The 25,556-nt window shown below is 72.1% G+C and carries 26 protein-coding genes; 16 read left to right on the top strand and 10 right to left on the bottom strand.

The genetic code is table 11. The annotated features are described in order from the left end of the window. Positions 1-45: 45 nt before the first annotated feature. Both D7044_RS26125 and D7044_RS26120 read right to left on the bottom strand, forming a co-directional pair. Positions 46-741 carry a GtrA family protein gene (locus D7044_RS26125; RefSeq protein ID WP_120690470.1) on the bottom strand — a complete coding sequence of 232 codons (696 nt, stop codon included), beginning with the start codon at positions 739-741 and terminating at the stop codon, positions 46-48. A 63-nt stretch (positions 742-804) separates the two neighbouring features. Continuing rightward, positions 805-1,341, bottom strand: a complete 537-nt coding sequence (locus tag D7044_RS26120; protein ID WP_120673924.1) for a GtrA family protein — start codon at positions 1,339-1,341, stop codon at positions 805-807. Between the two features lie 452 nt (positions 1,342-1,793). On the opposite strand from D7044_RS26120, the gene D7044_RS26115 reads away from it, so the two are divergent. The 4 genes from D7044_RS26115 (at position 1,794) to D7044_RS26100 (ending at position 6,789) form a co-directional block, all read left to right on the top strand. Continuing rightward, positions 1,794-3,638, top strand: coding sequence for a phosphoenolpyruvate carboxykinase (GTP) (locus tag D7044_RS26115; protein WP_120690469.1), 1,845 nt, complete (start codon positions 1,794-1,796; stop codon positions 3,636-3,638). A gap of 37 nt (positions 3,639-3,675) precedes the next feature. Continuing rightward, a complete protein-coding gene (locus D7044_RS26110; RefSeq protein WP_120673346.1) occupies positions 3,676-4,554 on the top strand; it encodes a hypothetical protein in 879 nt (292 codons plus the stop codon). A gap of 290 nt (positions 4,555-4,844) precedes the next feature. Then, the gene (locus D7044_RS26105; RefSeq protein ID WP_120690468.1) at positions 4,845-5,987 is read left to right on the top strand and encodes an NAD(P)/FAD-dependent oxidoreductase; all 1,143 of its coding nucleotides are present in this window, start codon (positions 4,845-4,847) and stop codon (positions 5,985-5,987) included. Between the two features lie 31 nt (positions 5,988-6,018). Beyond that, complete coding sequence (locus D7044_RS26100; RefSeq protein WP_120673344.1) at positions 6,019-6,789, top strand: isoprenyl transferase; 771 nt, start codon at positions 6,019-6,021, stop codon at positions 6,787-6,789. A 49-nt stretch (positions 6,790-6,838) separates the two neighbouring features. On the opposite strand, the gene otsB is transcribed toward D7044_RS26100, so the two are convergent. From otsB to D7044_RS26085, 3 genes are all read right to left on the bottom strand, one after another. Next, entirely contained in the window at positions 6,839-7,663 is an 825-nt protein-coding gene (gene otsB / locus D7044_RS26095) for a trehalose-phosphatase (protein ID WP_120673343.1), read from the bottom strand. Positions 7,664-7,732: 69 nt separating this feature from the next. After that, positions 7,733-8,086, bottom strand: coding sequence for a hypothetical protein (locus D7044_RS26090; protein WP_120673342.1), 354 nt, complete (start codon positions 8,084-8,086; stop codon positions 7,733-7,735). 162 nt (positions 8,087-8,248) lie between these two features. Next, positions 8,249-8,692: an XRE family transcriptional regulator gene (locus D7044_RS26085; protein ID WP_120690467.1), complete on the bottom strand. Its 444-nt coding sequence runs from the start codon at positions 8,690-8,692 to the stop codon at positions 8,249-8,251. Positions 8,693-8,956: 264 nt separating this feature from the next. On the opposite strand from D7044_RS26085, the gene D7044_RS26080 reads away from it, so the two are divergent. The 7 genes from D7044_RS26080 (at position 8,957) to D7044_RS26050 (ending at position 16,100) form a co-directional block, all read left to right on the top strand. After that, positions 8,957-9,301, top strand: a complete 345-nt coding sequence (locus D7044_RS26080; RefSeq protein ID WP_120673923.1) for a hypothetical protein — start codon at positions 8,957-8,959, stop codon at positions 9,299-9,301. Between the two features lie 31 nt (positions 9,302-9,332). Continuing rightward, positions 9,333-9,674: a hypothetical protein gene (locus D7044_RS26075; protein WP_120673340.1), complete on the top strand. Its 342-nt coding sequence runs from the start codon at positions 9,333-9,335 to the stop codon at positions 9,672-9,674. 471 nt (positions 9,675-10,145) lie between these two features. Continuing rightward, entirely contained in the window at positions 10,146-11,561 is a 1,416-nt protein-coding gene (locus tag D7044_RS26070) for a PhoH family protein (protein WP_120673339.1), read from the top strand. Between the two features lie 266 nt (positions 11,562-11,827). Next, complete coding sequence (locus tag D7044_RS26065) at positions 11,828-12,517, top strand: aggregation-promoting factor C-terminal-like domain-containing protein (protein WP_120673338.1); 690 nt, start codon at positions 11,828-11,830, stop codon at positions 12,515-12,517. A gap of 108 nt (positions 12,518-12,625) precedes the next feature. After that, positions 12,626-13,270 (top strand): rhomboid family intramembrane serine protease, encoded by a 645-nt coding sequence (locus D7044_RS26060; RefSeq protein WP_120673337.1) that lies wholly within the window; start codon positions 12,626-12,628, stop codon positions 13,268-13,270. Positions 13,271-13,476: 206 nt separating this feature from the next. Next, complete coding sequence (locus D7044_RS26055; RefSeq protein ID WP_120673336.1) at positions 13,477-14,445, top strand: NAD(P)/FAD-dependent oxidoreductase; 969 nt, start codon at positions 13,477-13,479, stop codon at positions 14,443-14,445. A gap of 62 nt (positions 14,446-14,507) precedes the next feature. Further along, complete coding sequence (locus tag D7044_RS26050) at positions 14,508-16,100, top strand: hypothetical protein (RefSeq protein WP_120690466.1); 1,593 nt, start codon at positions 14,508-14,510, stop codon at positions 16,098-16,100. Positions 16,101-16,123: 23 nt separating this feature from the next. On the opposite strand, the gene D7044_RS26045 is transcribed toward D7044_RS26050, so the two are convergent. Further along, a complete protein-coding gene (locus D7044_RS26045; protein WP_120690510.1) occupies positions 16,124-17,068 on the bottom strand; it encodes a DMT family transporter in 945 nt (314 codons plus the stop codon). Between the two features lie 26 nt (positions 17,069-17,094). Further along, a complete protein-coding gene (gene glpX, locus D7044_RS26040; protein ID WP_120673335.1) occupies positions 17,095-18,126 on the bottom strand; it encodes a class II fructose-bisphosphatase in 1,032 nt (343 codons plus the stop codon). Between the two features lie 159 nt (positions 18,127-18,285). Between glpX and D7044_RS26035 the strand changes: the two genes are divergently transcribed. Together D7044_RS26035 and D7044_RS26030 are read left to right on the top strand one after the other, a co-directional pair. Next, positions 18,286-19,071 carry a DUF4245 family protein gene (locus tag D7044_RS26035; RefSeq protein WP_120673334.1) on the top strand — a complete coding sequence of 262 codons (786 nt, stop codon included), beginning with the start codon at positions 18,286-18,288 and terminating at the stop codon, positions 19,069-19,071. A 220-nt stretch (positions 19,072-19,291) separates the two neighbouring features. Continuing rightward, positions 19,292-20,134 (top strand): hypothetical protein, encoded by an 843-nt coding sequence (locus tag D7044_RS26030; protein WP_120690465.1) that lies wholly within the window; start codon positions 19,292-19,294, stop codon positions 20,132-20,134. A gap of 102 nt (positions 20,135-20,236) precedes the next feature. Here D7044_RS26030 and D7044_RS26025 read toward each other — a convergent pair whose 3' ends face one another. Next, entirely contained in the window at positions 20,237-20,458 is a 222-nt protein-coding gene (locus tag D7044_RS26025) for an exodeoxyribonuclease VII small subunit (RefSeq protein WP_120673921.1), read from the bottom strand. 100 nt (positions 20,459-20,558) lie between these two features. Then, positions 20,559-21,779: an exodeoxyribonuclease VII large subunit gene (gene xseA / locus D7044_RS26020; RefSeq protein ID WP_199716775.1), complete on the bottom strand. Its 1,221-nt coding sequence runs from the start codon at positions 21,777-21,779 to the stop codon at positions 20,559-20,561. Positions 21,780-21,958: 179 nt separating this feature from the next. On the opposite strand from xseA, the gene D7044_RS26015 reads away from it, so the two are divergent. After that, positions 21,959-22,948: a 4-hydroxy-3-methylbut-2-enyl diphosphate reductase gene (locus D7044_RS26015; protein WP_120690464.1), complete on the top strand. Its 990-nt coding sequence runs from the start codon at positions 21,959-21,961 to the stop codon at positions 22,946-22,948. A 40-nt stretch (positions 22,949-22,988) separates the two neighbouring features. After that, on the top strand, positions 22,989-23,432 hold the full coding sequence (locus tag D7044_RS26010; protein ID WP_120690463.1) for a hypothetical protein: 444 nt from the start codon (positions 22,989-22,991) through the stop codon (positions 23,430-23,432). Positions 23,433-23,465: 33 nt separating this feature from the next. Here D7044_RS26010 and D7044_RS26005 read toward each other — a convergent pair whose 3' ends face one another. Beyond that, positions 23,466-24,629 (bottom strand): DNA recombination protein RmuC, encoded by a 1,164-nt coding sequence (locus D7044_RS26005; protein WP_120690462.1) that lies wholly within the window; start codon positions 24,627-24,629, stop codon positions 23,466-23,468. Between the two features lie 54 nt (positions 24,630-24,683). Here D7044_RS26005 and D7044_RS26000 point away from each other — a divergent pair, with 54 nt between their 5' ends. After that, positions 24,684-25,451, top strand: a complete 768-nt coding sequence (locus D7044_RS26000) for a hypothetical protein (RefSeq protein WP_120673919.1) — start codon at positions 24,684-24,686, stop codon at positions 25,449-25,451. Positions 25,452-25,556 lie beyond the last annotated feature (105 nt).

Genomic DNA, 25,556 nt, shown 5'->3' with positions numbered 1-25,556 from the left:
CCATCGCCCCGGGTTGCCCCCACCGGGGGAGGGTGGGTGCGGGGTTTAGCGGCGGGGGCGCGGGTGGGTGGTGCGCTCGAGCTCGGCGGCCAGGGCGGCATCCAGGTCGTCGGGGAGCCGCGGGTTCAGCCGCTTCTGGGTCGGTGTCGTGTGGCCGTTCGTGGGCCTGGGGTGGTCTTCGGAGGACGAGGCCTCGGCCTCCTCGAGCTCGGAGACCGACTCGGCCAGCTCGGCGACCGGGTCCATCTCGGCCATCGTGTCCCACTCGTCACGCGGCACGCTGTGCCAGGTCTTCTCCTCCGCGGCCGGCGCGGGCTGGAAGACGAAGGTGCGGTAGGACCAGAACCGGAACATCGTGGCGAGCAGCACGCCGCCGGTCTTGGCGATGTTCAACGCCAGCAGGCTGGTGACACCGAGGCCGTACTTCGCCGCGGCCAGCACACCGAGTTCGATCAGCAGACCGGTGGCGTTGAACAGGAAAAACAGGACATATTCGCGCCGTAGTGCCGATTTCGGACGATCGCGGTACGTCCAGTGGCGATTCATCAGGTACGACGTGATGGTCGCCACCACCGTCGCGATCACCGTCGCCTTCAGCTGACCGTCGACGAAAACGGTCAGTGCCAGCGCATTGAACACGGCGTAATTGATGACGGTGTTGATGCCACCGACGATGCCGAATTTGAGCGCCTCGTGGATGAACTTCTGCCAGCGCTCGGGCAGCAGACGGACAAGACGCATGCGGAACACCTTAAGACAGTGGTCTGGGCCGGCAGGCTCCGGCCGGACAGGATGGGCGGCAGGTCACGCCCCGTGGTCTCGGTCGTACGTCACTTCCGGAACGGCTGGGGTTCCCGCTTCCGGGAAGACGAACCGTCGGTAGGACCAGAACCGGAAGAGGGTCCCGAGGCCGGTGCCGACGATGAAGCTCGCGATGTTGTCCGCCAGCGGGGTGCGGAACACCTCCGGCCAGAGGCTGCCCAGCCCGTAGCGGCTGATGGCGAGACACGCGACGGCGATGCCCAGGCCGACGCCGTTGAAGAAGAAGAAGAGCGCGTACTCGCGGGCCGGGTTGTTGCGCTGGCGGTGCCGCCAGGTCCAGAACCGGTTGCCCACGAAGGCGATGGTCGCGGCGATCACGGTGGAGATCGTCTTCGCGGTGACCTGCTCGAGCCCCTGCATCACCGTCAGGTAGTTGAAGAGCGCGAAGTCGAGCAGGAAGGCGATCCCGCCAACCGTGGCGAACTTGCTCATCTCGTGGATGAGGTGACCGAAACGGTCGAACAGCGCCCGGAGCGGGCCGGAACGGGTCGGTCGAGAGCCCTTTTGCTCTCCCGTCATCGTCGCGGCCACACGCGGAGCCTACCGGCTGAGGACACGCGGCACCGGTAGCAACGACGAGCGGGTGCGGCCGGCATGGGCGGCACCCGCGGCGACCGCGGTCGACATGGACAGAGCGTAATCGCCGGGACGGCGGTGCGGGGTCGAACGGGGGAGGCCATCGACGCCGTGCCGACGATCGCCGGCGCCCCGGGGACGCCCCGGCGAATGCCGCGCCGTCGAAGGTTTTCTCGAAGATTTGCGTGAAACTGCGCGCAGAAACGGGTATCAGATCGCGATGCCGCAGCGTGTCCCTACCTTGTGCAGTTCTTCACAACCAGTCCCACTGACTGGGGAGGCTGCCCGGTTTACGCTGAGCCCAATCCCAGGTTTCCACAAGGCGAAGCGGCTCCCGCCCGCCCAGACTCGTGCATCCCATAGATCGGTCAGCGTCGACCACAAGGAGATGTGTCATGGTTGCTCCGGCTGTTGTTCGGGGTATCGATCAGGCCCCGACGTCCCATCCCAAACTTCTCGCCTGGGTCCGTGAGGTCGCAGAACTGACCACCCCGGACCGGGTCGTGTGGGTGGACGGGTCCGACGAGGAGTGGCGTCGTCTCACCGACGAACTCGTGGACGCGGGCACCCTGATCCGGCTGAACCCGGAGAAGAAGCCGAACTCCTTCTACGCCCGCACCGACCCCTCGGACGTGGCGCGGGTCGAGGAGCGCACCTTCATCTGCTCCGTTGACGAGGCGGACGCCGGCCCCACCAACAACTGGATGGCGCCGGCCGAGATGAAGCGCGTGATGACCGACCTCTACCGGGGTGCCATGCGTGGCCGGACGATGTACGTCATCCCGTTCTGCATGGGACCGGTCGAGGCGGAGAACCCCATGTTCGGGGTGGAGATCACGGACAGCCCCTACGTGGTCGCCTCGATGCGCATCATGACCCGGATGGGCAGGTCGATCCTCGACGCCATGGGCGACGACGCGGACTTCGTGCGCGCGCTGCACTCGATCGGCGCGCCGCTCGCGCCCGGTCAGCAGGACGTGGCCTGGCCGTGCAACGAGACCAAGTACATCTCGCACTTCCCGGAGACCCGGGAGATCTGGTCGTACGGCTCCGGCTACGGCGGAAACTCGCTGCTCGGCAAGAAGTGCTACTCGCTGCGTATCGCGAGCGTCATGGGGCGCGACGAGGGCTGGCTCGCCGAGCACATGCTGATCCTGAAGATCACCTCGCCGGAGGGGCGGGTCTACCACATCGCGGGCGCCTTCCCGTCGGCCTGCGGCAAGACCAACCTGGCCATGTTGGAGCCGACGATCCCCGGCTGGAAGGTCGAGACGATCGGTGACGACATCGCCTGGATGCGGTTCGGGCCGGACGGCCGCCTCTACGCCGTCAACCCGGAGTACGGCCTCTTCGGCGTCGCGCCCGGCACCGACTGGAAGACCAACGCCAACGCGATGCGCACGCTCGACCGCGGCAACTCCGTCTTCACCAACGTGGCCCTGACCGACGACGGGGACATCTGGTGGGAGGGGATGGGTGAACCGCCGGCGCACCTGACCGACTGGAAGGGCAACGACTGGACGCCGGAGAGCGACAGCCTCTCCTCGCACGCGAACAGCCGGTTCTGCACTCCCATCACCCAGTGCCCGATCCTCGCCGAGGACTACTACGACCCGAACGGCGTGCCAATCGACGCGATCCTCTTCGGTGGCCGCCGCCGGGACACGGTTCCGCTGGTGACCGAGGCACGCGACTGGGTGCACGGCGTCTACCTGGGCGCGACGCTCTCCTCGGAGACCACCGCCGCCGCATCCGGCGCCGTCGGTGTGGTCCGGCGTGACCCGATGGCGATGCTGCCGTTCATCGGCTACCACGCCGGCGACTACTTCCGGCACTGGATCGAGATGGGCAAGGGCGCCGACGGCGACGAGTCGAAGCTGCCCCAGATCTACTACGTCAACTGGTTCCGCAAGGACCCGGACGGCAACTTCCTCTGGCCCGGCTTCGGTGAGAACTCCCGCGTTCTCAAGTGGGTGGTCGAGCGCATCGAGGGGCGCGCCGAGGCGGTGGAGACGCCGATCGGCATGGTGCCGGCGCAGGACGCGTTGGACGTCGAGGGCCTGGACATGACGCCCGAGGACGTCCGGATCGCGCTCAAGGTGGACCCGGAGGAGTGGCGTCAGGAGCTGCCGCTCGTCACCGAGTGGTTCGAGAAGTTCGGCGACAAGCTGCCCGGTGTCCTCTGGGCCGAGTTGGACGCGCTGCGCGCCCGGCTCGACGCGGCACAGCCGCAGCGCTAGGTGTAGCGCGCCCCGGGTAGGGGCATCATCGGATGTCATGAGGACGGCCGCCGCGACCGAGGTCCGGCGGCCGTCCGCCGTCCGGTCGTTGACCTGGATGTTGGCGGCCGCCGCGGCGGCCACCGTCGTGGTCGAGGTGCTCAACTGGTGGTACGCCCCGGAGCAGGGCTTCGGGCTGGCGGTCCGTACCGGCTGGGCGTTGCTGCGCTCGCTCGGTTTCCTGGTGCTGATCGGGCACGTCCGTCGGGGCAGGACCATCGCCCGGCCGTTCGGGCTCATCCTCGCCGTCACCACGGTCTTCGCGGTCGGCCGCCTGATCGTGCCCCGGCAGGGCGTGCCACCGGCGCCGGGAGTGGCCGGCTTCGCCCTGCTCACCGCACTCTGCGCGGCCGTGGTCTGGCAGCTCTACCGCTCGCCGGCTCTCGCCGAGCACCTGGTCCGGCATCGTCGACGGCTGGTCGTCGACCGCAACGGCATCTTCTGGCGCGAGGTGGCGCCGCGGCGGCCCGAGGCGAGCGGCTGGCTGCTGACGAGCCGGGTGGCCGCCTTCACGTACAGCCCGCTCATGCTCGTGCCGGCGCTGGCCGCCGTCGGCGCGGTGCTGGACGGGCGGCTGATCGCCGTGCCGGCGGTGCTGCTCTGGCTGGGCGCCGGGATCGCCGCCAGCTACCTGGTGCTCTTCTGCACCGCCTTCCTGCTCCGTGGCCGGCGCTGGGCCCGCCTGCTCCTCGTCGTGGTCACGGTCCTGGTGCTCGCCGTCGACCTTCCACTGTGTCTGTGGCTGCTCGGCCTGGACGGCCTGATCCGGGACGGTGGGCCACTGCTGGTCGCCGCCGGCGTGGCGCTGTACGGCGTCTGGCGTGCCGATCGCGCCGCCGCCGAATCGCCGACGGACGGGGATGTGGGCGTCGCCTGACGCTGTCGCGCTGCCTCTCCGGCGAGACCGGCCGGTGGTTCGGTTCCGCATCCGAGCCTGCCGGGTGATCTGGTCACCGCGAAACCAGGGGCGCCCGATTCGAATGGCCTGAGCCCGACCGGGCGCGACGGGCCGGGCACCCGACGGCGGACGCGCCCGGCGACGCGGTGTCGGCGGTCGAGGGCGCGGAGCGGGCAGGATGGGGGAGTGAGTTTGGTCACCTGAACGGCTCGTGCGGGTGCGGCCGGGCGAGCGCGACCCCGATCAGCAGGCCGGAGGAGGGCGACGCGATGAGCGACGAGTTCGACGTGGTGGTGGTCGGGGCGGGACCGGCGGGGGCGGCCGCCGCCCTGGCCGCCCGTCGTGCCGATGCCCGGGTGCTGCTGCTCGACCGGGCGGACTTCCCCCGGGACAAGGCGTGCGGGGACGGGATCGCCGCGCACGCGGTGGACGTCCTCGCCGAGCTGGGGGTGCGGGACGCGGTCGCCGGCTATCCGCCGCTGCCGGCGCTGCGGCTGGTGGGGCCGGGTGGCGGCACCGTCGCCCGGGAACTTCCCCGCCCGGCGTACACGGTGCCCCGGGAGGTCTTCGACGCGCGGCTGGTCGCCGCGGCGGTCTCGGCCGGTGCGCAGCTGCGCCGGCACACCGTACGCCGCTTCGAGCAGACCAACGGCCGGGTCGTCCTCGACGGTGAGATCGCGGCGCGGGTCGTGGTCGGGGCGGACGGGGCCGGGTCGGTGGTCCGGCGGCTGCTCGGGCACGCGGTCAACCCGGACCGGCATCTCGCGCTGGCCATCCGGGGATACGCTCCGGCCCTTCCGGGGCCGCCGGAGCAGCTCATCGTGACCTCCGGTGCCCGGTGGCCCGCGTACGCCTGGTCGTTCCCGATCGGCGACGGGCGGGCGAACGTGGGGTACGGGGAGGTGCTGCGGGGGGAGCCGTTGAGCCGGGCGTACCTGCTCGACCGGCTCGCCACGCTGCTGCCGGGGACCGATCCGGCCGGGGTCGGGGCGTTGCGCGCGCATCATCTGCCCCTGTCGACGCACCGCCCGGCTCCCGGCAGCGAGCGGGTGTTGTTGGCCGGCGACGCGCTCTCGATGATCAATCCGTTCACCGGCGAGGGGATCTTCTACGCCCTGCTCTCCGGGGCGCTCGCGGGCGCCGCGGCGGCCCGAACGCCGGAACGGGCGGTGCGACGCTACGCCGACTCGCTCCGCCGTCGGCTCGGCACCCACCTGCGGCACAGCTCACTGGCGGCCTGGCTGGCCCGGCGACGGCGGGTGGTGGACGCGGCGGTCCGGGCCGCCCGGCGCGACGACCGGGTCTACCGGAGCGTCGTGGAGCTCGGGCTGGGCGACGGACGGCTGGACGCCCGCACCCTCGCGATGATTGGGATCGGTCTCCCGGCGCGGGATGAGGCTCCGCGGCGCTGATGCCTCGGGTAGGTCGCTACGCTGCTAGGTGATGTCTCTGCGGAACCTTGTCTACTCCGTGTACGAGCGCCGCCTCAAGGCGAAGCTCGTGGGTAAGCCGGTGCCCCGGCACGTTGGCGTCATGTGCGACGGCAACCGCAGGTGGGCCCGGGACATGGGCTTCGTCGACCCGAACGACGGCCACCGGATGGGCGCCGAGCGGATCAAGGAGCTGCTGCGCTGGTGCGATGCGGCCGGCGTGGGGCATGTCACACTCTGGCTGCTCTCCACCGACAACCTCACCCGGCCGGCCGCCGAGCTGGACCCGCTGCTCCAGATCATCGAGGACCTCACCACGGAGCTGGCCGAGGAGGGCAACCCCTGGCGGCTGCGGATGGTCGGCGCGCTCGACGTGCTTCCGGCGCACCACGCCGCCGCGCTCAAGGCGGCCGAGGAGCGCACCCGGGGGCGTAGCGGTGGGGCCCAGGTCAACATCGCCGTCGGGTACGGCGGCCGGCGGGAGATCGTCGACGCGGTGCGCTCGCTGCTGCTGGAGCACGCGGCGACCGGGGGCGGCATCGAGGAGCTGGCCGAGGTGCTGGACGTCGAGCACATCGCCGAGCACCTCTACACGCGCGGCCAGCCGGACCCGGACCTGGTGATCCGGACCAGTGGCGAGCAGCGCCTCTCCGGGTTCATGCTCTGGCAGTCGGCGCACTCGGAGTTCTACTTCTGCGAGCTGAACTGGCCCGACTTCCGGCAGGTCGACTTCCTCCGGGCGCTGCGTTCGTACGCCAACCGCCAGCGGCGCTTCGGCGGCTGACCCTCCGCCCGAGCAGGCACCGGCCGGGTCAGGTGAGGTGCCGGCGGTATCAGGCGAGGTGCCGGGCGGCCTCGGCGAGGAAGTCGCCCAGCGCGGCGGGTGAGTCGATGGTGAGGTCGGCGGCGTCGGCCACCTGCTGACCGGTCTCCGGGTTGGCGACCGCGACGCAGACGCCGAGGAAGCTCGGATCGGCGGCGGCGCGGGCGCGCAGCGCGGCGAACGCCTTGATGTCGGAGACGTCGTCGCCGAAGTACCAGGCCGCGTTCACGTCCCGGACCGCCTCGCCGATCACCATGCCCTTGTCCCGGTCGACCGGTGGTTTGAGTTCGAGCACCATCCGCCCGCCCTGCACCCGCAGCCCGAGCCGGTCGGCCTGGGCCTGGCCCCACTCCTGGACCGCCTCGCCGAGCTGGGGCGCCGTACGCCAGTGCAGCGCCACCGAGAGCCGCTTGAACTCGACGAGGGTGCCGGCGGGAAGTTCGGTGCGCGCCAGCTCGGCCAGCTCGGCCATCGTGGGCACCCACGGCAACGCGGCCGGCTCGGTCACCGTCTCGCCGCCGGAGTGGCTGTGCTCCAGGCCGTAGAGCCCGTAGAGGTCGACCCCGGCGAGGCCACCGAGGCGATCGCGGAGGAAGTCCACCGGTCGGGCCGAGACGATCGCGATCCGTCGGACGAGGGGGGCGAGCGCCTCGATCGCGCCGAGCACCCTCGGTGCGGGCTGGACCGCGGTCGGGTCGTCGCCGACGGGCGCGAGCGTGCCGTCGAAGTCGAAGAAGAGCACGGTTCCGGCCGCCCGGTCGGCGTTGGCGCGCCAGGCGTCGTCGGCACTCAAAGGGGTCCTCGGCTGCTGGTTTCCCAGATTCAACGGCGGCACGCGCGTCAGCGTACCCCGGCATCGCGGGCTCATTCGTGGCTGAGCGGGGCCCCTTCGCGGGGCGTCGAATCAGCGTTCGGCGGCTCCCCTTCCCCTTCTCCCGAACGGCACGACCGCCGCGTCCTGGCCGTGGTTGAGCAGGTAGCCCTCCACGAAGCCGGTGTTGCGGTCGCCGGCGCGCGACTCGATCTCGTCCAGCCGGGCCACGAGGAACTCGGTGAGTGCGCTGACCCGGTTGTTCAACCGCTCGTTCAGCTCGGCCAGCACGGCCAGAACGACCGCTGTGCCGGCGGTGGTGAGCGTGAAGAGGTTGACGAGCAGGGGAAGCTGCCCGCCGTCGACCACGAGTGTCACCGCGTTGCCGGTGACGCACAGTGTCATCGACACCGTGGCCACCACGACTGCCAACCATTTCAGGGTCATGGACAGACCCCTCCTTCTGTCCCGCAGGGCTGGGTTCGGCCTTGTCCCGTCCCCCCGCCGACGACGAGCCCAAGCAGTACGAATAGGGACGCTAGCGTGCCCGTTCCGGCCCCGGAGCGAAACGAATGAGGCTGACCTGCTGTTCTTTCGCTATCTGAGGAACTACCCGGCCTGTTTCCCGCGCTTTCGGACATCCACCCGGAGGGTTGGGCGATAAGCGAGGTACCGAATGGTTTCTCGAATATGGAACTTCTCCGCGTCCGACACGTTCGGGTCGACGAGTCGGCGCAGTAGCGCCTCCACGTCCGGGTCCATCGGTGGGCCGGGCTGGCCGGCGTGCGGGGCGGTGGCGGCGCGTTCCCAGCCGAGCGCGGCGAACGCGGTGGCCGGGTTGAGGCCCAGGCCCTCGCAGAAGGCGACCACCCGTTCGGCCTCCGGGTCGCTGGCCCAGTCGCCCCGCACCCAGCGGTTGATGGTCTGCCGGGAGACGCCGGTGCGTCGGGAGACCTCTGTGCCGCTCCAGGCCCGGGTGGCTCGTGCCTCGTCGAGCGCGCGTCGGACGAAGGTGGCGAAGGCGATCTTCCGGGCGTTGGCGGTCTCGGTCACCTCGTGACGGTACGGCCACCCGGACGTGGAAGCGGTCCCTGGCGCGCGACTGTCACGTGAAAGTGACGGCTGGCTCGGCTTTGGGGTCAACGATCCAGCTCTGCTTTTGAGGGGTGTCACCTGGGCAGAATAGATGACCATTGGTGGCGCCGTAAGCGGACGAAAAGCTGATACTGTCACGCCCATGGGACAACCTACGGTGTGTCACGTGCCTGAGACGATTGGTGCTCACATGCGTCACGCCCCCGGTGCGAGGGGGGTGTGGTGACCGAACTCGCGACGCGTGCCCAGGCCTTCGGTCTGATCGCCGAGGGCGTCGCCGCCGGCCTGAGCGCTCCCTGGCGCCTCTACCTCGCCCGGGGCTGCCGTTACCTGTCGCTGAGCGTCGGCGACCGGGACGAGTGGAACGCCTGGCGTACCCACCTCGGCTGCCCCGAGCTGAGCGTGCGGGTCTACGAGTCCGGCGGGGAGATCCGCCGGTCCTCGGTGGCGGAGGTGGTCCTGGACTGCTGCCGGATCAGCGTCGAGCTGGTCGAGGAGGTCAGCACCGGCGACCTGGACCAGCTGCTGGTCGCCGACCCGGCCTCGGTCGACCCGGAGGAGCGATGACGCGGCACCGGCGGCGACCGGGAGCCGCCCGATGAGCCCCTTCCTCGCCATCTTCCTCGTGCTGGTGCTCGGTGCCGCCAGCTACGCGGCCGGCCGGCTGCACGGCCAGCTGAGCTACCGCATCGGCTACCGGTTCGGCTACCGGCAGGGCTACTTCGACGGCGACCGCGGCGCCTGGAACCGGCGTCGCCGGGACGCGCAGGCCGCCATCGCCTCGGCGCTCTCCGCGCCCGAGCCCGCGCCCAGCACCATCCGAGTGGCCGGGACGGTGCCCCGCCCCGGCACCACGTACACCGGCTCGTCGTTCTCGGCGCCGGCCGCCCCGGTCACCGGGCGGCACCCGACCGGCACCCTGGTCAGACGAACCGGTTGAGACGGCCGAGGCGGCTCGCCGGCCGGCAGCCGACCGACCGGCACGAAGGCGCGGTGCGTCGTCCGCGGCGGACACGCACCGTCGGGGCCACGTCAGACCGGTGACCGTGGTCCCACCGGCCGGGATGCGCGCAGGGGGCATGCATCCCGGCCGGCCCCGCCGCCCCCGGCTCGGCAGCCGGCGTGCCCGATCGCGCCGGCTGCCGCGGGGGCGTTCCTGGCGGCCGGGCGCACCGGCGACCGGTGCGATGACAGGCCGTTCATGTACCGGTCGGCGGAGAGCAACCTGCAACCTCTAGCCGGGATGCCCGAGCCCGGCTAGCGTCTAGGCATGGCACGGGGTTCTCCCGGGCCAACCGGCAAGCCCGGACCTGCGACCCACGCGCATGGGGCCCGCATCCGACCCCGTGTCCCCGGGCACCGGCGGTGGCGGAACGCGGATGGCCGGGTGCACATCCGCCGGAGCAGGCCTGTGACGACTCGCCGTACCACTGCCGGTGCCGATCAGACCCCGGCCGCGACTGCCGTGACCCGCCGAGCCACCCGGAGCCGCCGCACGGCGGCCACCGCGCCGGCCGACGCCAAGGAGCCCCGACCAGCCGGCCAATCCTTCGTTCTGGACACCTCGGTACTCCTCTCCGACCCGGCGGCCTTCCACCGGTTCTCCGAGCACGAGGTGGTCCTGCCGCTGGTGGTGATCTCCGAGTTGGAGGGGAAGCGCCACCATCCGGAGCTGGGCTGGTTCGCCCGGCAGTCGCTGCGCATGCTGGACGAGCTGCGGGTGCGGCACGGCCGGCTGGACCGGCCGGTGCCCGCGAACGACAGCGGCGGCACGCTGCGGGTGGAGCTCAACCACACCGACGACGGGGTGCTGCCGCCCGGCTTCCGCAACGAGAGCAACGACGCCCGCATCCTCTCCGTGGCGTTGAACCTTGCCGCCGAGGGGCGGGCGGTCACGCTCGTCAGCAAGGACATGCCGCTGCGGGTCAAGGCCGCTTCGGTCGGTCTGCGCGCCGACGAGTACCGGCACGGCCAGGCCAGCGACCCGACCTGGACGGGCATGGCCGAGCTGGAGCTGAGCGAGGAGCAGATCGGCCAGCTGTACGCCGGTGAGACGCTCGACCTGGACGAGGCGGCGGGGCTGCCCTGCCACACCGGCCTGGTGCTGCACTCCGGGCGGGGGTCGGCGCTCGGCCGGGTGCTGCCGGACAAGACGGTACGGCTGGTCCGCGGCGACCGGGAGGCGTTCGGCGTCCACGGTCGCTCGGCGGAGCAGCGGATCGCCCTGGACCTCCTGCTGGACGAGTCGGTCGGGATCGTGTCGCTGGGCGGCCGGGCGGGCACCGGTAAGTCCGCCCTCGCGCTCTGCGCCGGGCTGGACGCGGTGATGGAGCGTCGCCGGCACAAGAAGGTCGTCGTCTTCCGCCCGCTGTACGCCGTGGGCGGCCAGGAGCTGGGCTACCTGCCCGGCACCGAGTTGGAGAAGATGTCGCCCTGGGCCCAGGCGGTCTTCGACACCCTCGGCGCCGTGGTGCACGAGAACGTGCTGGAGGAGGTCACCAGCCGGGGGCTGCTCGAGGTGCTTCCGCTGACCCACATCCGGGGCCGCAGCCTGCACGACGCGTTCGTCATCGTGGACGAGGCGCAGTCCCTGGAGCGCGGTGTCCTGCTCACCGTGCTCTCCAGGATCGGGCAGGGTTCCCGGGTGGTGCTGACCCACGACGTGGCGCAGCGGGACAATCTCCGGGTCGGCCGGCACGACGGGGTCACCGCGGTGATCGAGGCATTGAAGGGGCATCAGCTCTTCGCCCACGTGACGCTCAGCCGTTCGGAGCGTTCGCCCATCGCGGCGATGGTGACGGACCTGCTGGAGGACAACCCGTTGTGATGACCCCTTAGTGCCAATTCATCCCGATTTACGGTGTGGTCCAAGTCACAAATCCGTCCCTTGGTTTCCCATCGGCCTCACCGTGCGCGATCGTGTCCCACGAGCGCTCACGCACCGAAGAGATCGTCAGGGATCATTCGTTACACCTGTCACGACACCGGTGCGTCGGCTGCGACCGGACGACGGTCGGGGCGCTCACGGCGCGGCCCGGCCGTTGACGACCCGGGCACCCGCCGTGTCCTTGCCCCCGACGAAGGGACCACTTCGTGAGTCGGCTGTGGAGCCGGTTGGGTGCCCGTACGGCCGCCGTCGCGCTGCTCTCCGTGGGCGTTGCCGGCGGCGTCTATCTCGGCGATGACCGGGAAGCCCAGCAAGAGGGCCTGACAGCACAGGTCAGCGCAGAGGTCGACCAGGCGGAGCACGAGTACCAGCGCGAGCGCCAGGCCGTCCACCAGGTGCAGTCCGCTCGGCAGCGGGCCGCCGAGTACCAGGCGAAGCTGCGCGCCGCCGAGGCCGCCAAGGCCGCCGCCGAGCGGGCCAAGCGGGCCGAGGAGGCGGCGGCGTCCCGCAAGCGCGAGCGCGAGAAGGCCGAAGAGGCCGAGAACGCGGCCGCGAAGCCGTACGACGGGCCGATCCCCGCCTCGTGCGAGGAGTACAGCGGCAACCGGAAGATCGGTTGCGCAGAGATGATCAAGGCGGGCTTCCCGATCAAGGAGTTCCCCTGCCTCGACAAGCTCTGGACCAAGGAGAGCGGCTGGAACCACAAGGCCCGCAACGCCTCGTCCGGCGCGTACGGCATCCCGCAGGCGAGGCCCGGCGACAAGATGAGCTCGGTGGCGGACGACTGGCAGACCAACCCGGCCACCCAGATCGAGTGGGGGCTGGGCTACATCGAGGGGCGGTACGACACCCCCTGCGGCGCCTGGGCGCACTCCCAGAGCAGCGGCTGGTACTGAGCCGGAAGCGTTCGGAAGCGGGGCGGGTGCTGAACACCCGCCCCGTTTTCCGTGCTCGGTACGAGACGTGAGTGGCGGTCGGGCGGGATTACTGATAGCAGTGGTGGGGTGACCCTGCTCTCCGGAAGCAACGACCCCCACCGGTTCGGCACCGAGGCGTTCTACGCCGCGCTCGGCCGTGCCTTCGTGGCGATGTGCGCGGTGGTGCCGTTCCTGTTCCTCATCGAGGTCGCCGACCAGGGTCTCTCGTTCGGTCTGGACGCGGCCGCGGGCATCATCCCGAAGCGGATCGACGGCCTGGACGGCGTCTTCTTCTCGCCGTTCCTGCACCACGGCTTCGACCACCTCTACAGCAACAGCATTCCGCTGATCCTGCTCGGCACCTTCGTGCTCGCGGCAGGCGCCCGCCGCTTCCTCTGGTCCACCCTGTTGATCATCCTGGTGAGCGGGCTCGGCGTCTGGTTCACCGGCTCGCCCAACTCGGTGGTGGTCGGCGCGAGCGGCGTGATCTTCGGCTACCTGGGGATCCTCTTCACCCGCGGCATCTTCGAGCGCAGCTGGTGGAACTTCGCAGTCTTCCTGCTGGTCGGGCTCCTCTACGGCTGGCAGCTGGTGGGCGTCCTGCCCACCGACGAGCGGATCTCCTGGCAGGGGCACCTGTTCGGGCTGCTCGGCGGGGTGGTCGCCGCCATCCTGTTCCGGCGTCGCCGGCACGACCCCAGCCGCTCGGAGTCCACCTTCTCCATGCCGTGAACAAGCCGGCCCAGGCCGCCGACCGCGCCGTGAACGGGCCGGGCCGGGCCGCGGACCGCGCCGTCGCGGAGCACGACGCCGGGCCCGCGTACCCGCCGTGACCTGCCCGCGCGCCACCGGCGGGACATGCTTGCCCCGGGCCGGGCGAGGGCCATACCGTCGACATCAGCACGCGTTGATCCGCGAGCGGGAAGCGACGGTACGCCATGCGCGAGGTCGATGTCGCCGTGATCGGAGCCGGTCCGACCGGCCTCTTCGCGGCGTACTACGCCGGTTTCCGCGGGCTCTCGGTGGCGGTGATCGACGCGCTGCCGGAGCCGGGCGGCCAGGTCACCGCGATGTACCCGGAGAAGCTCATCCTCGACGTGGCCGGCTTCCCGTCGGTCAAGGGCCGCGACCTGGTGGCGAACCTGCTCGCCCAGGCCGCGCCCTTCGACCCGTGCTACCTGCTGGGCACCCGCGCCGAGAAGCTCACCTACGCCGATGAACGTCCGGTGCTCGGCCTCGCCGGCGGCGAGCGGCTGCGCTGCGGCGCGGTGGTCGTCACCGGCGGGCTGGGCAGCTTCACCCCACGGCCGCTGCCGGTCGCCGAGGAGTTCGTCGGGGCCGGGATCGTCTACTTCGTGCCGCAGCCGACCGAGCTGGCCGGCCGGGACGTGTTGATCGTGGGCGGCGGTGACTCCGCCTTCGACTGGGCGCTGACCCTGCACCCGCTGGCCCGCTCGGTGACGCTGGTGCACCGGCGGGAGAAGTTCCGGGCGCACGCCGCGACCGTCTCCCGGGTTCTGGCGTTGCCCATCCGGGTGGTGGTCAACGCCGAGGTCACCCGGCTGCTCGGTGCGGAGGTGGTCACCGGCGCGGAGATCACCGTACGGGGCGGCGCCCCGGAGACCCTGCCGGTCGACACCGTCGTCGCGGCGCTCGGTTTCACCGCCGACCTCGGCCCGCTCGCCGAGTGGGGACTCCGGTTGGACCGCCGGCACATCGTCGTCGACAGCACCATGGCCACGAATCTGCCCCGCGTCTTCGCGGCCGGCGACATCACCGAGTACCCGGGCAAGGTCCGGTTGATCGCCACCGGCTTCGGCGAGGCCGCCACGGCGGTGAACAACGCGGCCGTGGTGATCGACCCGAAGGCGCACCTCTTCCCGGGCCACTCCTCGGACGGAAGCTGACCGGTATCCGATGCTGTTCCCCGCGTGGTCGCATCGTGATGTGCCACTGCCAGCCTGGGCGAATGTCGGAGCTCTATCCGCCACCGCGTGACAGCGCCCCGGCCATGCTGGCCTGGCTGGGGCACCCGGTCTCGGTGGCCGCCCTCATCCTGCTCCTGGTCAACGATCGGTTGCTCAAGGCGGAGTTCGCCGGGCCGATGACCGGCAAACTCAGCGACGTGGCGGGTCTGGTGGTCGCGCCACCGCTGATCGCCGTCCTGTTCACCCTGCTGGCCCCCCGCCTGCCGAACCGCGCGGCCGTCGGGCTCGGTCTCGGTCTGGCCGGGGTCGTCTTCACGGTGGTCAAGTCCCATGCCGACGCCGCTGCCGCGGCTTCGGCGGCCTGGAGCGTCGTGAACGGGCCGTCGCTGGTCCGGGCAGACCTCACCGATCTGCTGGCCCTGCCCGCGCTGGCCTTGGCCGCCTTCAGCTGGACCCGGGCCCGACGTGAGCGGGTACGGCGACGTACGGCACGGCTGGTTCGGCTGCTGGTGCTGCTGCCGGCGGCGACGTTCGCGGCCGCGGCCACGAGCGCGGTGCACTACCCGGACGCGGTGCGGGTCGCGGTCGTCGACGGTCGTCTCGTGGCCGAGATCGGCAGCGGTTACGGCGACTACGCCACCGATGCCGGCTCCTGGCGGGTCAGTGACGACGACGGAGGCAGCTGGCGGGACGCCACCGAGGCGGAACAGGGCGCGCTGCGAAACCGGGTAAGCCGAGAGGGCGAGCCGGCGCGGCAGGCCTGTTCGTCGGCGAACCCCTCGCACTGCTACCGCCTGGTCACCGGGCGGCTCCGGGTCGACGAGAGCGATGACGCGGGCCGGACCTGGCGGACGGCCTGGGAGGTGACCGAGCAGCAGCGGGTGGTGCTGATTCGGCAGTACGAGGAGTCCGGGGTCGGCGGTCCGCGGGTGAGCGGGCAGGAGTTGGTCGTACGGGACACGACGGACGGCCGGCACGTCGTGCTGGTCGCCAACGGCCGGGACGGCTTCGCGCTCCGGTACAGCGACGGCGCCTGGGAGCGGATCGGCTTCGCCGGGGCGGAGGTCGGGAATCATCCGTTCGGCGGACGGGCACCGACGCTGGGAGAGAGCAGCCCCGCTTCCCGGGGTCAGGATCCGCTGCGGGTGACGCTGCTGTTGGCCGGACTGGCGGTACTGGTCCTGGCAGTGTCCGGTGCCCGGGCTGGGAAGCGGGCCGGTACGGCGCACTGGCTGCCCATCACTCTGGGGCACCTCGGAGCGCTGCTGGTAGGGATGCTGCTGGTGGTCTGGCTCGACACCGCCCTGCTCGGCGCGGTGGCACCCCTCGGGCTCGGGCCGCTGCTGATCGGGACCGCCGCGTTGGCTCTGGTTCCGGCCCGAGCCCCGAACGTCCCCCGCCGCTGGGCGCTGGAGGTGTCCCTGGCCGCCGCGCTGACCGCGGCGATGGCCGCCCTACCCCTGGTCGGGTGGCTCTACGGCCGGCCCGTGTACGTGTGGACGGCGCTGCTGCTGGCGTTCCTGGCCGGCGTGCCGGGACTGCTGCTGGGATGGCGCACGGCCCGCCTCGTCGGGGCACCCACGCTTCAGGCCGATCCGCCGTACCCGTCGGTCCCGGTAAGGCCGCCGACCTGACGGCGCGCCCGCTGCTCAGGCCGTCAAGCCTGCGCCGACCGCGACGGGGCCAGGGCGGCGACGAGCACGGCGACCAGGGTGAGGGCGGCCCCGCCCAGGGTGGTGAGGCTGGGGTGCGAGGCGGCCGTCGGCACGACCAGGTCCACCAGGACGGCGCCGACGACCTGACCGGCGATGGTGGCCAGGCCGAGCAGCAGCACGCCGGTGAACCGGACGATCGCCGCGGCGACCGCGATGAAGACGATGCCGATCGGCCCACCCAGGTAGAGCCAGGGCTCGGCGGGCAGGCTTCCGGCCGGCCAGCCGCGTACCGCCACGTCGATGGCGAACGCGACGAGCAGGGCCACGGTACCGACGGTGAAGTTCACCAGGGTGGCCGTCAGCGCGCTTCCCGAGGCCCCGCGAACCCGCCCGTTCACCGCCTGCTGCCAGGCGATGCCCACGCCGGCGAGCAGCGGCAGCACGGCGAGCACCAGCGTGTCCGGCTGGTCGAACCGGTCACTGACGGAGAGCAGCACCGCGACCACGGCGAGCGAGGCCCCGGCCAGCCGCTGGCCGGTGATCGGGTGCGCGCCGGCGGGGCCGATGCCCGCCCGGTCGACCGCCAGGCTGCTGCCGGACTGGCCGGCCACCACGGCCACGGTGAAGACCGCGACGCCGAGCGTGCCGATGGTGAGCCCCTGGGTGGCGACCAGGAACGCGCCGAACACCCCGCCCAGGCACTGCCAGGGCCGCAGCGCGCCGCCGCGCAGCGCCGTGCGCAGGGCGGTCAGACCACGCCGCCCGGTCGGGGAGGCGGGAACCAGCACCAGCAGCACCAGCAGCCCGATGCCGAAGGAGATCACCGCGGCGCCGAAACCGTCGCGGAGACGTACCCCCAGCTCGCCGTTGATCCGCGACTGCACGGCGACGGCGACCCCCGAGAGGGTCGCCAGACCCACCCCGGCGATCCGCTGGGTCGCCGGCAGGACGGGCCGTTCGGTGGTGGCGGCGCTCACTCCTGTTCGGCCAGGGGGCGGCCGTCGAAGTCGACGGCCGAGTAGAGCGCCAGCTTCTCCAGACGGTGGTACGAGTCGATCACGCGGATCGTGCCGCTCTTCGAGCGCATCACGATCGACTGGGTGTACGCCCCGCCGGCGCGGTAGCGCACCCCCCGCAGCAGGTCCCCGGAGGTCACCCCGGTGGCCACGAAGAAACAGTTGTCCCCGGTCACCAGGTCGTCGGTGAAGAGCACCCGGTCCAGGTCGTGCCCGGCGGCGAGCGCCTTCTCCCGTTCCTCGTCGTCCTTGGGCCAGAGCTTCGCCTGCATCATCCCGCCCATGCACTTGAGCGCGCAGGCGGAGGTGATCCCCTCGGGGGTGCCGCCGATGCCCATCAGCACGTCGACGTCCGACTCGCCCCGGGCCGCCGCGATGGCGCCGGCGATGTCCCCGTCGGAGATGAACCGGATGCCCGCGCCGGCCCGCCGGATCTGGTCGACCAGGTCCTTGTGCCGGGGCCGGTCCAGCACGCAGACCGTCACCTCGGAGACGTCGGTGCCCTTGACCCGCGCGATCCGCCGCAGGTTGTCGGCCACGCCCGCGTTGATGTCCACCACGTCCGCGTAGGCCGGGCCCACGGCGAGCTTCTCCATGTAGAAGACGGCGCTGGGGTCGAACATCGCGCCGCGCTCGGCGACCGCCAGCACCGCGAGGGCGTTCGGCATCCCCTTGCTCATCAGCGTGGTGCCGTCGATCGGGTCGACCGCGACGTCCACCTCCGGACCCGTCCCGTCGCCGACCTCCTCGCCGTTGAAGAGCATCGGGGCGTTGTCCTTCTCGCCCTCGCCGATCACCACGACGCCGCGCATCGGAATCGAGTTGATCAGTTTGCGCATGGCGTCGACGGCGGCCCCGTCGCCGCCCTCCTTGTCGCCACGGCCGACCCACCGGCCGGCGGCCATCGCCGCCGCCTCGGTGACCCGGACCAGGTCGAGGGCGAGGTTGCGGTCCAGATTCTGCGGGACGCGGGTCCTGGTGTTCGTCATGACGGCTCCTCCTCGCGACGGTGCGGGGTGGGCCGGGCGTCGCGGGCGTGCTCCGCTGCCGGCTATGTCGCTGATCCTCACACGATCGCGGATGCGGCGCTGGGGCGGGGCGGTGATGGCCCGGATACCGCCGGTCGGGGCGGCTGCGAGAATGGCGGGGTGGAACCCGCACAGCCAGCCGACCGCGTACCCACCGACCGGACCCCGACCGACGGCCCCGACCCGGCCACCGCCGGACCGGCGGACGCCCGCGCCGAGATCGACGGGCAGCCCGCCGAGACCCCGGTGGCTGCCGCCGACCGAGTGCCGGCGGCCGGCGAGCCGGCCCTGGTCGAGGCGAGCGCCGCGCTGCAGGATCCGCCCGAGGCCGGCCGGCCCGAGCCGTCGACGGCAGCCGCGCGGGAGTCTGCCGCGTCGCCGGTGGTGGCCGCCACGCGCCGTTCCGAGCGGTCACCGAAGGACATGGCGATCTCGCTGCTGGTGCTGCTGGTCCCGATCGCGCTGCTGTTGGCGTTCTACCGGGGCTTCCTCGGCGGTGACCAGCCGACCCCGGTCGACCCGGCGCCCGCCGTCGAGCAGGCCCAGGCCGCGAACGCCTTCCCGGTGAGCCAGCCGGCCGGTCTCGGCGAGGAGTGGCGTCCGGTGAACGCCCGCTACCAGGCGGCGGAGGGGGGCTCGACGCTGCGGATCGGCTACGTGACCCCGGAGGGGAAGGGGGCGCAGCTGCTGCAGAGCAACGTGCCCGCCGAGCAGTTGATCCCCACCGAGCTGACCGACCGGGCGCAGCCGCAGGGCCAGACCGAGCTGGCCGGGCGGAACTGGCAGCGGTACACCGCCCGGGAGAACGAGCAGGCGCTGGTGCTGCTGGAGCCCGGCCGTACGGTGATCGTCGTGGGCGACGCCCGGGAGAACGAGCTGCGCGAACTCGCCGGCTCGCTGCGCTGAGCCGACCACCCGGTCCCGAGGTCGATCGGCGATTTGTCGTCCCCGTTCCCGAAAAGGGGAAGCCGGGCGATTGCCCGGACCGTGGGCAGGGAACAGAGGAGGGGCGAGCGGGTCTGCCGATTTCTCGGCGGGGCCGGCTCGCGCGGCGTGGCCGAGGATCGCTGCGCCGCCCCGTTCCGGCGCACGAGCCCGCGTCGGGTGACCTTCTCGGGAGACACGGATGACTGTTCGACGACGACTCGGCGCCGGCCTGGTGGCTGCCGCGCTCTTCACCCCGGGCCTCGCCGCGTGCAACGCCGAAGCCCCGGGAGGCGCCGCCTCGCCGACCGCCTCCGCAACGGCCACCGCCACCGGCAGCGCGTCGCCGGGGAGCGGTGACGCGAAGCAGGCGCTGCTCGCCTCCACGGCGGCGATCCGCGACGGCAACTTCCGGTTCAGCATGACCGGCGCCGGGAGCACTGCCGAGGGGCAGGTGCACGAGCCGAGCCAGAGCGCGCGGATGAAGGTGTCGATCGGTGACGCCTCCTCCGACCTGTCGATGACGCTCGACGTGATCCACTCTCGGCCGGACAGCTGGGTGAAGGTCGACCTCGGCGGTCGGGCGGCGCAGAGCGTACCGGGGCAGGAGGCGCTGAACCTCGGCAAGTACCAGCACCTCGACCAGACCCGGATCAAGGGCAACCGCAATCTCGGCTTCGACTTCGACCGGCTCGACCCGGCCGGCAGTGAGGTGCTCACCCAGGGCGTCACCGAGGTACGGCGTACCGGCGAGGGCGCCTACGCCGGCACGATCGACGTGTCGAAGGCGGCCGAGGCCGGATCGCTGGACGCCACCATGATCACTGCGCTCGGGCCGCAGGCGAAGTCCGTCCCCTTCACCGCGCGCGTGGACGCCCAGGGCCGGCTCAGTGAGCTGGTGATCCAGGTCCCGGCGGCCGGTCAGCAGAAGGCTCAGGACGTGCGGATCACCTACTCGGACTACGGCAACGCCACCGCTGCCCAGAAGCCCGCGCCCGACCAGGTCGTCGAGGCCCCGGCCGAGCTGTACAACCTCTTCAACTGATCCGTCGCGGTTCTCGAGCCCTCGATCGCGCGGCTGCGGTTGCGGCACCCGTTCCGGGTGCCGCAACCGCGTCTCCGGCGGGTGGGCCCGGGGTGGGCGAGGTCAGGAGGTCTCGGCTTCCCGGGCGGCTTCGATTCGTGCCCGGGCGCCGTCCAGCCAGCGCTGGCAGATCACCGCCAGCGCCTCGCCCCGCTCCCAGAGCGCGAGCGACTCCTCCAGCGACGTGCCACCGGCCTCCAGGCGCTCGACCACCGACGCCAGCTCCGCGCGGGCCTGCTCGTAGCTGAGCCGCTCGTCCGGCCCGGCCTTCGTCTGCTCTGTCATCGGCTCCATCCCAGCACAAGGCCGTCCCGTGCCACGAGCGGCTTCCTGTCGTTCCGTAACTCGGCGCGGCTCGCAGGGCCGCCGCGGCAGATCGAGCGGGTCACCCGTCCACCGTCGCGGCCAGCTCGCCGTCGGCGAGGCGTACCCGCAGCGGGTCGCCCTTGCCCACCTCGGAGGCGGCCCGGACCACATGCCCGTCGGCGCGTTGGACGATCGCGTACCCGCGATCGAGCGTGGCCGCCGGAGAGAGCGCGCGGAGCCGGGCCAGGGTGTGCCGCAGCTCGTCGTCGGCGGCGGTGAGCCGGTGGCGCAGGCAGCGCCCGGAGCGCTGGCGGAGCAGGGTCAGCTCGGTGCTCCGCTGGTCGATCATGACCTGGGGGCGGGCCAGGACCGGCCGGGAGCGCAGCGCGTCAAGCCGGTGCGCCTCGCGGTCGATCAGGTTGCGTACGGCGCGTTCGAGGCGGTTGCGCGCCTGCCCGATGAGGCGTACCTCCTCCGACAGGTCCGGCACGACCCGCTTGGCCGCGTCGGTCGGTGTCGAGGCGCGCAGGTCGGCGACGTAGTCGAGCAGCGGCGCGTCGGTCTCGTGGCCGATCGCGCTCACCACCGGCGTGCGGCAGGCGAAGACCGCCCGGCAGAGTGCCTCGTCGGAGAAGGGGAGCAGGTCCTCGAGGCTGCCACCGCCTCGGGCGATGATGATCACGTCGATGGTCGGATCGGCGTCGAGCACCTTGAGCGCGTCGACGATCTGCGGCACCGCGCCGGGCCCCTGCACCGCCACGTTGACCGTGCGGAACTCCACTGCCGGCCAGCGCCGGCGGGCGTTGGTGAGCACGTCCCGTTCGGCCGCCGAGGCGCGGCCGGTGATCAGACCGATCCGGTTGGGCAGGAACGGGGTGCGGCGCTTGCGGGCCCGGTCGAAGAGCCCCTCGGCGGCGAGCAGCTTCTTGAGCTTCTCCAGCCGGGCCAGCAGCTCACCGAGGCCCACCTGGCGGATCTCGTCGGCACGCAGGCTCAGCGTGCCGCGGGCGGCGTAGAACTCGGGCTTGGCGTGCAGCACCACTCGGGCGCCCTCGCGCAGCTCGGGTGCGCCGGCGTCGAGAACGTCGCGGTTGGTGGTGACGGTGAGGCTCAGGTCGGCCGACGGGTCCCGCAGGGTGAGGAAGACGGTGCTGGCGCCGGGGCGGCGGCTGATCTGCGCCACCTGCCCGTCGACCCAGACCCAGCCGAGTCGGGCGATCCAGGCGCCGATCTTCTGGCTGACCACCCGGACCGGCCAGGGCTCCTCCGACGTGCTCCGATCCACCTCACCCGTGCTCACCCGCCCACCCTACGGCCCACCCCCGACCATCCTGCTGTTGATCATGGGGTTGACGGCGGAGTCGAGCTCCGGAACCGCCGTCAACCTCATGATCAACAGGGTGGGTGAGGCCACGGGCAGGTGGCACGGGGGGGGTCGCAGCGGGAGCCCGGTCCCGGGCGGGCACGTACGATGGACGGGTGACTCAGGATGAAGCGACTCCCCGGACCGGTAAGCGCGTGCTCCTGGCCAAGCCCCGCGGCTACTGCGCGGGAGTCGACCGCGCGGTGCAGACCGTGGAGGAGGCGCTGAAGCTCTACGGCGCCCCGATCTACGTCCGTAAGCAGATCGTGCACAACAAGCACGTGGTGCAGACGCTCGAGGCGCAGGGCGCGATCTTCGTCGAGGAGAACGAGGAGGTGCCGGAGGGCGCCACCGTCGTCTTCTCCGCGCACGGCGTCGCGCCCGAGGTGTACGAGCAGGCGAAGTCGCGCTCACTGAAGGCGATCGACGCGACCTGCCCACTGGTCACCAAGGTGCACCACGAGGCGAAGCGCTTCGCCGCCGAGGACTACGACATCCTGCTGATCGGCCACGAGGGGCACGAGGAGGTCATCGGCACCTCCGGCGAGGCCCCCGAGCACATCCAGCTCGTCGACGGCCCGGACGCCGCCGACCAGATCACCGTCCGCGACCCCAACAAGGTCGTGTGGCTCTCCCAGACCACCCTCTCCGTAGACGAGACGCTGGAGACGGTCGCCCGGCTCAAGAAGCGGCTGCCGCTGCTCCAGTCCCCGCCCAGCGACGACATCTGCTACGCCACGTCGAACCGGCAGCACGTGGTCAAGCAGATCGCGCCGGACTGCGACGTGGTGCTCGTCGTGGGTTCGCGGAACTCGTCCAACTCGGTCCGGCTCGTCGAGGTCGCGCTGGACGCCGGCGCCCGCGGCGGCCACCTGATCGACTTCGCGCACGAGATCGACGACGCCTGGCTCTCCGACGCCCGTACGGTCGGCGTGACCTCCGGCGCGAGCGTCCCCGAGGAGCTGGTGCAGGAGGTGCTCGAGCACCTCGCCGCGCGGGGCTTCGGCGAGGTCGAGGAGATCACCACCGCCAACGAGCGGCTCACCTTCTCGCTCCCCCAGGAGCTCAAGCGGGACATGCGGGCCGCCGCCGCGGCGCGTGGCTGACCCGGGAACTCCCGGCCGTCCCGACACGTCCGATACCGGTATGAGGACTCTTCGGCTCGCCGCCGTCGCCCTGGTCGCCGTCGCCGCGCTGAGCGCCTGCGGCGGTCAGGACGGCACCGGCACCACGACCACCACGCCCACCGCCACGGGAGCAGCTCCGGTGACCGACCAGCCCGCGACCCCGTCCACCTCTCCGACCGACCCGGCCACGCCCAGGCCGGCCTCGACCCCGCCGCGCGGGACGATCAAGCCGGGCGGTCCCACCCTGCCGCCGCCGGTCGGCGGCACCGAGCTGACCGGCACGATCGTGGCCGGCGTCGAGCCGAACTGCCTGCTGCTCGACGGCTACCTGCTGATAGGTGGCCCGCGCGACGTCCTCGCCGTGGGTGCCGAGGTGACCGTCAGCGGACGCGTCCAGCCCGGCATGATGACCACCTGCCAGCAGGGCACCCCGTTCGTCGTGGAGGCCGCGCGGCGCTCCTGAGGCGGGTGCCCCGGCCGCCTCGGCGAGCCGGGATCAGCGCGACGGCAGCTCGTTCTCGGCCGCGTCGAGCAGCTCCGGCGCCTGCGGCTGCCGGGGCGCCAACTCGACCTGCGCCGGGGCCTCCAGCTCCCGGTCCGAGACGCCCAGCTCGGCGAGCTTGCGGGCACTGACCAGCACCCGCGCCTCCAACGAGCCGACCGCCCGGTTGTACGCGGTCACCGCGCCGCCCAGCGCCGTACCGAGCTTGGAGACGTGGTCGCCGAGCGTGGCGAGCCGGCCGTGCAGCTCCCGGGCCAGCGAGTGCACCGCCGCCGCGTTGCGGGCCAGCGCCTCCTGCCGCCAGGAGTAGGCGACGGTACGCAGCAGCGCGACCAGGGTGGCCGGGGTGGCCAGCACCACGTTGCGGGCGAAGGCGTGCTCCAGCAGCGTCGGGTCGCGCTGGAGGGCCACGTCGAGGAAGGGATCCGCCGGCACGAAGAGCACCACGAACTCCGGTGTGCTGTCGAACGCGGCCCAGTAGGTCTTGGCGGCCAGGGCGTCGACGTGCGCCCGCAGGTGCCGGGCGTGCGCGTCGAGGTGGGTGTCCCGGCTGCGCTCGTCGCGCGCCTCCATCGCCGTGAGGTACGCGTCGAACGGTGCCTTGGCGTCGACCACCACCGAGCGGCCGCCGTGCAGTCGTACGACCAGGTCGGGGCGGACCACCTGGTGATCGGTGGCTGCCGTGACCTGCTCGGCGAAGTCGCAGTGCTCCAGCATGCCGGCCGCCTCGACGATCCGGCGCAGCTGGTGCTCGCCCCATCGGCCGCGGACCTGCGGGGCGCGCAGCGCCGCCACGAGCTGCTTCGTCTCGGTGCGCAGCTCACCCGAGACCACGCTCATCGAGCGCACCTGCTCACGCAGCTCCGCGTACGCGTCGACCCGCTCGTGCTCCAGGTCGGCAACCCGCTGCTCGTAGCGGCGCAGGGTCTCGTGCAGCGGCGCGACGGCCCGGGAGACCGCCTCCTGGGACTGCGCGGTCGCCTCGTAGCTCAGCGCCCGGAGGGACTGCTCCAGCCGCCCCTCGCCCTCGCGCGTGGCGCGCAGGGTGGCGTCCAACCGGGCGATCTCGGCCGAGGCGCGGGACCGGGCGGCGAGCCACCCCACCGCGCCGCCGGCGCCGAGACAGACCACCACCACGGCGAGCGTCGGGAAGTCCATCACCGAAGCTTGCCAAACGCGTACGACCTTGCCGGCTTCGGTACCGTCGTGGCCATGAAAATTCTGCTCGTGGTCGTCCTCGTGGCGGTGGTCGTGGGTGCGTTGGTCTGGTGGCGGCGCGAGACGGCTGCCCGGCACGCCCGCGAGCTGGCTGACGTGCGCGCCGACGCCCAGCGCTGGTACGAGCGTCTCGGCGGCCAGGTGATGAACCTGCACGGTGACGAGCCCGCGGTGCGGCAGGCGCTGGTCGACGCGTCCGAGCGGTACAACGCCGCCGGAAGTCAGCTGGAGCAGGCCGCGACGGTGCACCAGTTCCGGCTGGCCCGGGAGACGGCGCTGGAGGGGCTCGCCTACGCGCGGGCGGCCCGGATCGCGCTCGGCATCGATCCCGGCCCCGAGCTGCCGCCGCTGACCGCCGCGGCGGGCACCGGGGAGCTGACCCGGGAACGGCAGGTCGAGGTGCAGGGGCAGACCTTCAAGGCGGGGCCCCAGCCGGGCCGGGATACGCCGTACTACTACCCGGGCGGCCGGTTCCAGGGGCGGCCGGTGCCGGCCGGCTGGTACTCGACGCCCTGGTGGAAGACCGCGCTCGGCGCCGGAGCGGGGGTGCTCGGCGGCGTGCTCATCGCCGACGCCCTCTTCTCGCCCGCCTTCGCCGACCCGGGTTACGGCTACGAGGCCGGCTACCAGGAGGGCTTCGCCGACGGCAACGACTTCGGTGACCAGGGCGGCGCGGACCAGGGCGGCGGCGATTTCGGCGGTGGCGGCGATTTCGGCGGGGGCGACTTCGGCGGCGGCGACTTCGGGGGTGGCGGCGACTGATCCCGCCCCGCGCGGCGCGCGCCCCGACCGGCGCGGAAGAGCCTGATACCGCTGCAGCAATTTATGACTCAGCGGTATCAGGCTCTCGTCGGTGAGTGTGCGAAT

Origin of the sequence: Micromonospora musae (assembly GCF_003626635.1) — a bacterium.
GTDB classification, from domain to species: Bacteria; Actinomycetota; Actinomycetes; order Mycobacteriales; family Micromonosporaceae; genus Micromonospora; species Micromonospora musae.
This window is presented reverse-complemented; position numbering and strand designations above follow the sequence as displayed.

Bases quoted from the DNA above. Each gene is read 5' to 3' on its own strand.
- D7044_RS26125 (WP_120690470.1), bottom strand. From the start codon at position 741: ATGCGTCTTGTCCGTCTGCTGCCCGAGCGCTGGCAGAAGTTCATCCAC.
- D7044_RS26120 (WP_120673924.1), bottom strand. From the start codon at position 1,341: ATGACGGGAGAGCAAAAGGGCTCTCGACCGACCCGTTCCGGCCCGCTC.
- D7044_RS26115 (WP_120690469.1), top strand. From the start codon at position 1,794: ATGGTTGCTCCGGCTGTTGTTCGGGGTATCGATCAGGCCCCGACGTCC.
- D7044_RS26110 (WP_120673346.1), top strand. From the start codon at position 3,676: ATGAGGACGGCCGCCGCGACCGAGGTCCGGCGGCCGTCCGCCGTCCGG.
- D7044_RS26105 (WP_120690468.1), top strand. From the start codon at position 4,845: ATGAGCGACGAGTTCGACGTGGTGGTGGTCGGGGCGGGACCGGCGGGG.
- D7044_RS26100 (WP_120673344.1), top strand. From the start codon at position 6,019: ATGTCTCTGCGGAACCTTGTCTACTCCGTGTACGAGCGCCGCCTCAAG.
- D7044_RS26090 (WP_120673342.1), bottom strand. From the start codon at position 8,086: ATGACCCTGAAATGGTTGGCAGTCGTGGTGGCCACGGTGTCGATGACA.
- D7044_RS26075 (WP_120673340.1), top strand. From the start codon at position 9,333: ATGAGCCCCTTCCTCGCCATCTTCCTCGTGCTGGTGCTCGGTGCCGCC.
- D7044_RS26055 (WP_120673336.1), top strand. From the start codon at position 13,477: ATGCGCGAGGTCGATGTCGCCGTGATCGGAGCCGGTCCGACCGGCCTC.
- D7044_RS26050 (WP_120690466.1), top strand. From the start codon at position 14,508: ATGTCGGAGCTCTATCCGCCACCGCGTGACAGCGCCCCGGCCATGCTG.
- glpX (WP_120673335.1), bottom strand. From the start codon at position 18,126: ATGACGAACACCAGGACCCGCGTCCCGCAGAATCTGGACCGCAACCTC.
- D7044_RS26030 (WP_120690465.1), top strand. From the start codon at position 19,292: ATGACTGTTCGACGACGACTCGGCGCCGGCCTGGTGGCTGCCGCGCTC.
- D7044_RS26025 (WP_120673921.1), bottom strand. From the start codon at position 20,458: ATGACAGAGCAGACGAAGGCCGGGCCGGACGAGCGGCTCAGCTACGAG.
- D7044_RS26010 (WP_120690463.1), top strand. From the start codon at position 22,989: ATGAGGACTCTTCGGCTCGCCGCCGTCGCCCTGGTCGCCGTCGCCGCG.
- D7044_RS26005 (WP_120690462.1), bottom strand. From the start codon at position 24,629: ATGGACTTCCCGACGCTCGCCGTGGTGGTGGTCTGTCTCGGCGCCGGC.
- D7044_RS26000 (WP_120673919.1), top strand. From the start codon at position 24,684: ATGAAAATTCTGCTCGTGGTCGTCCTCGTGGCGGTGGTCGTGGGTGCG.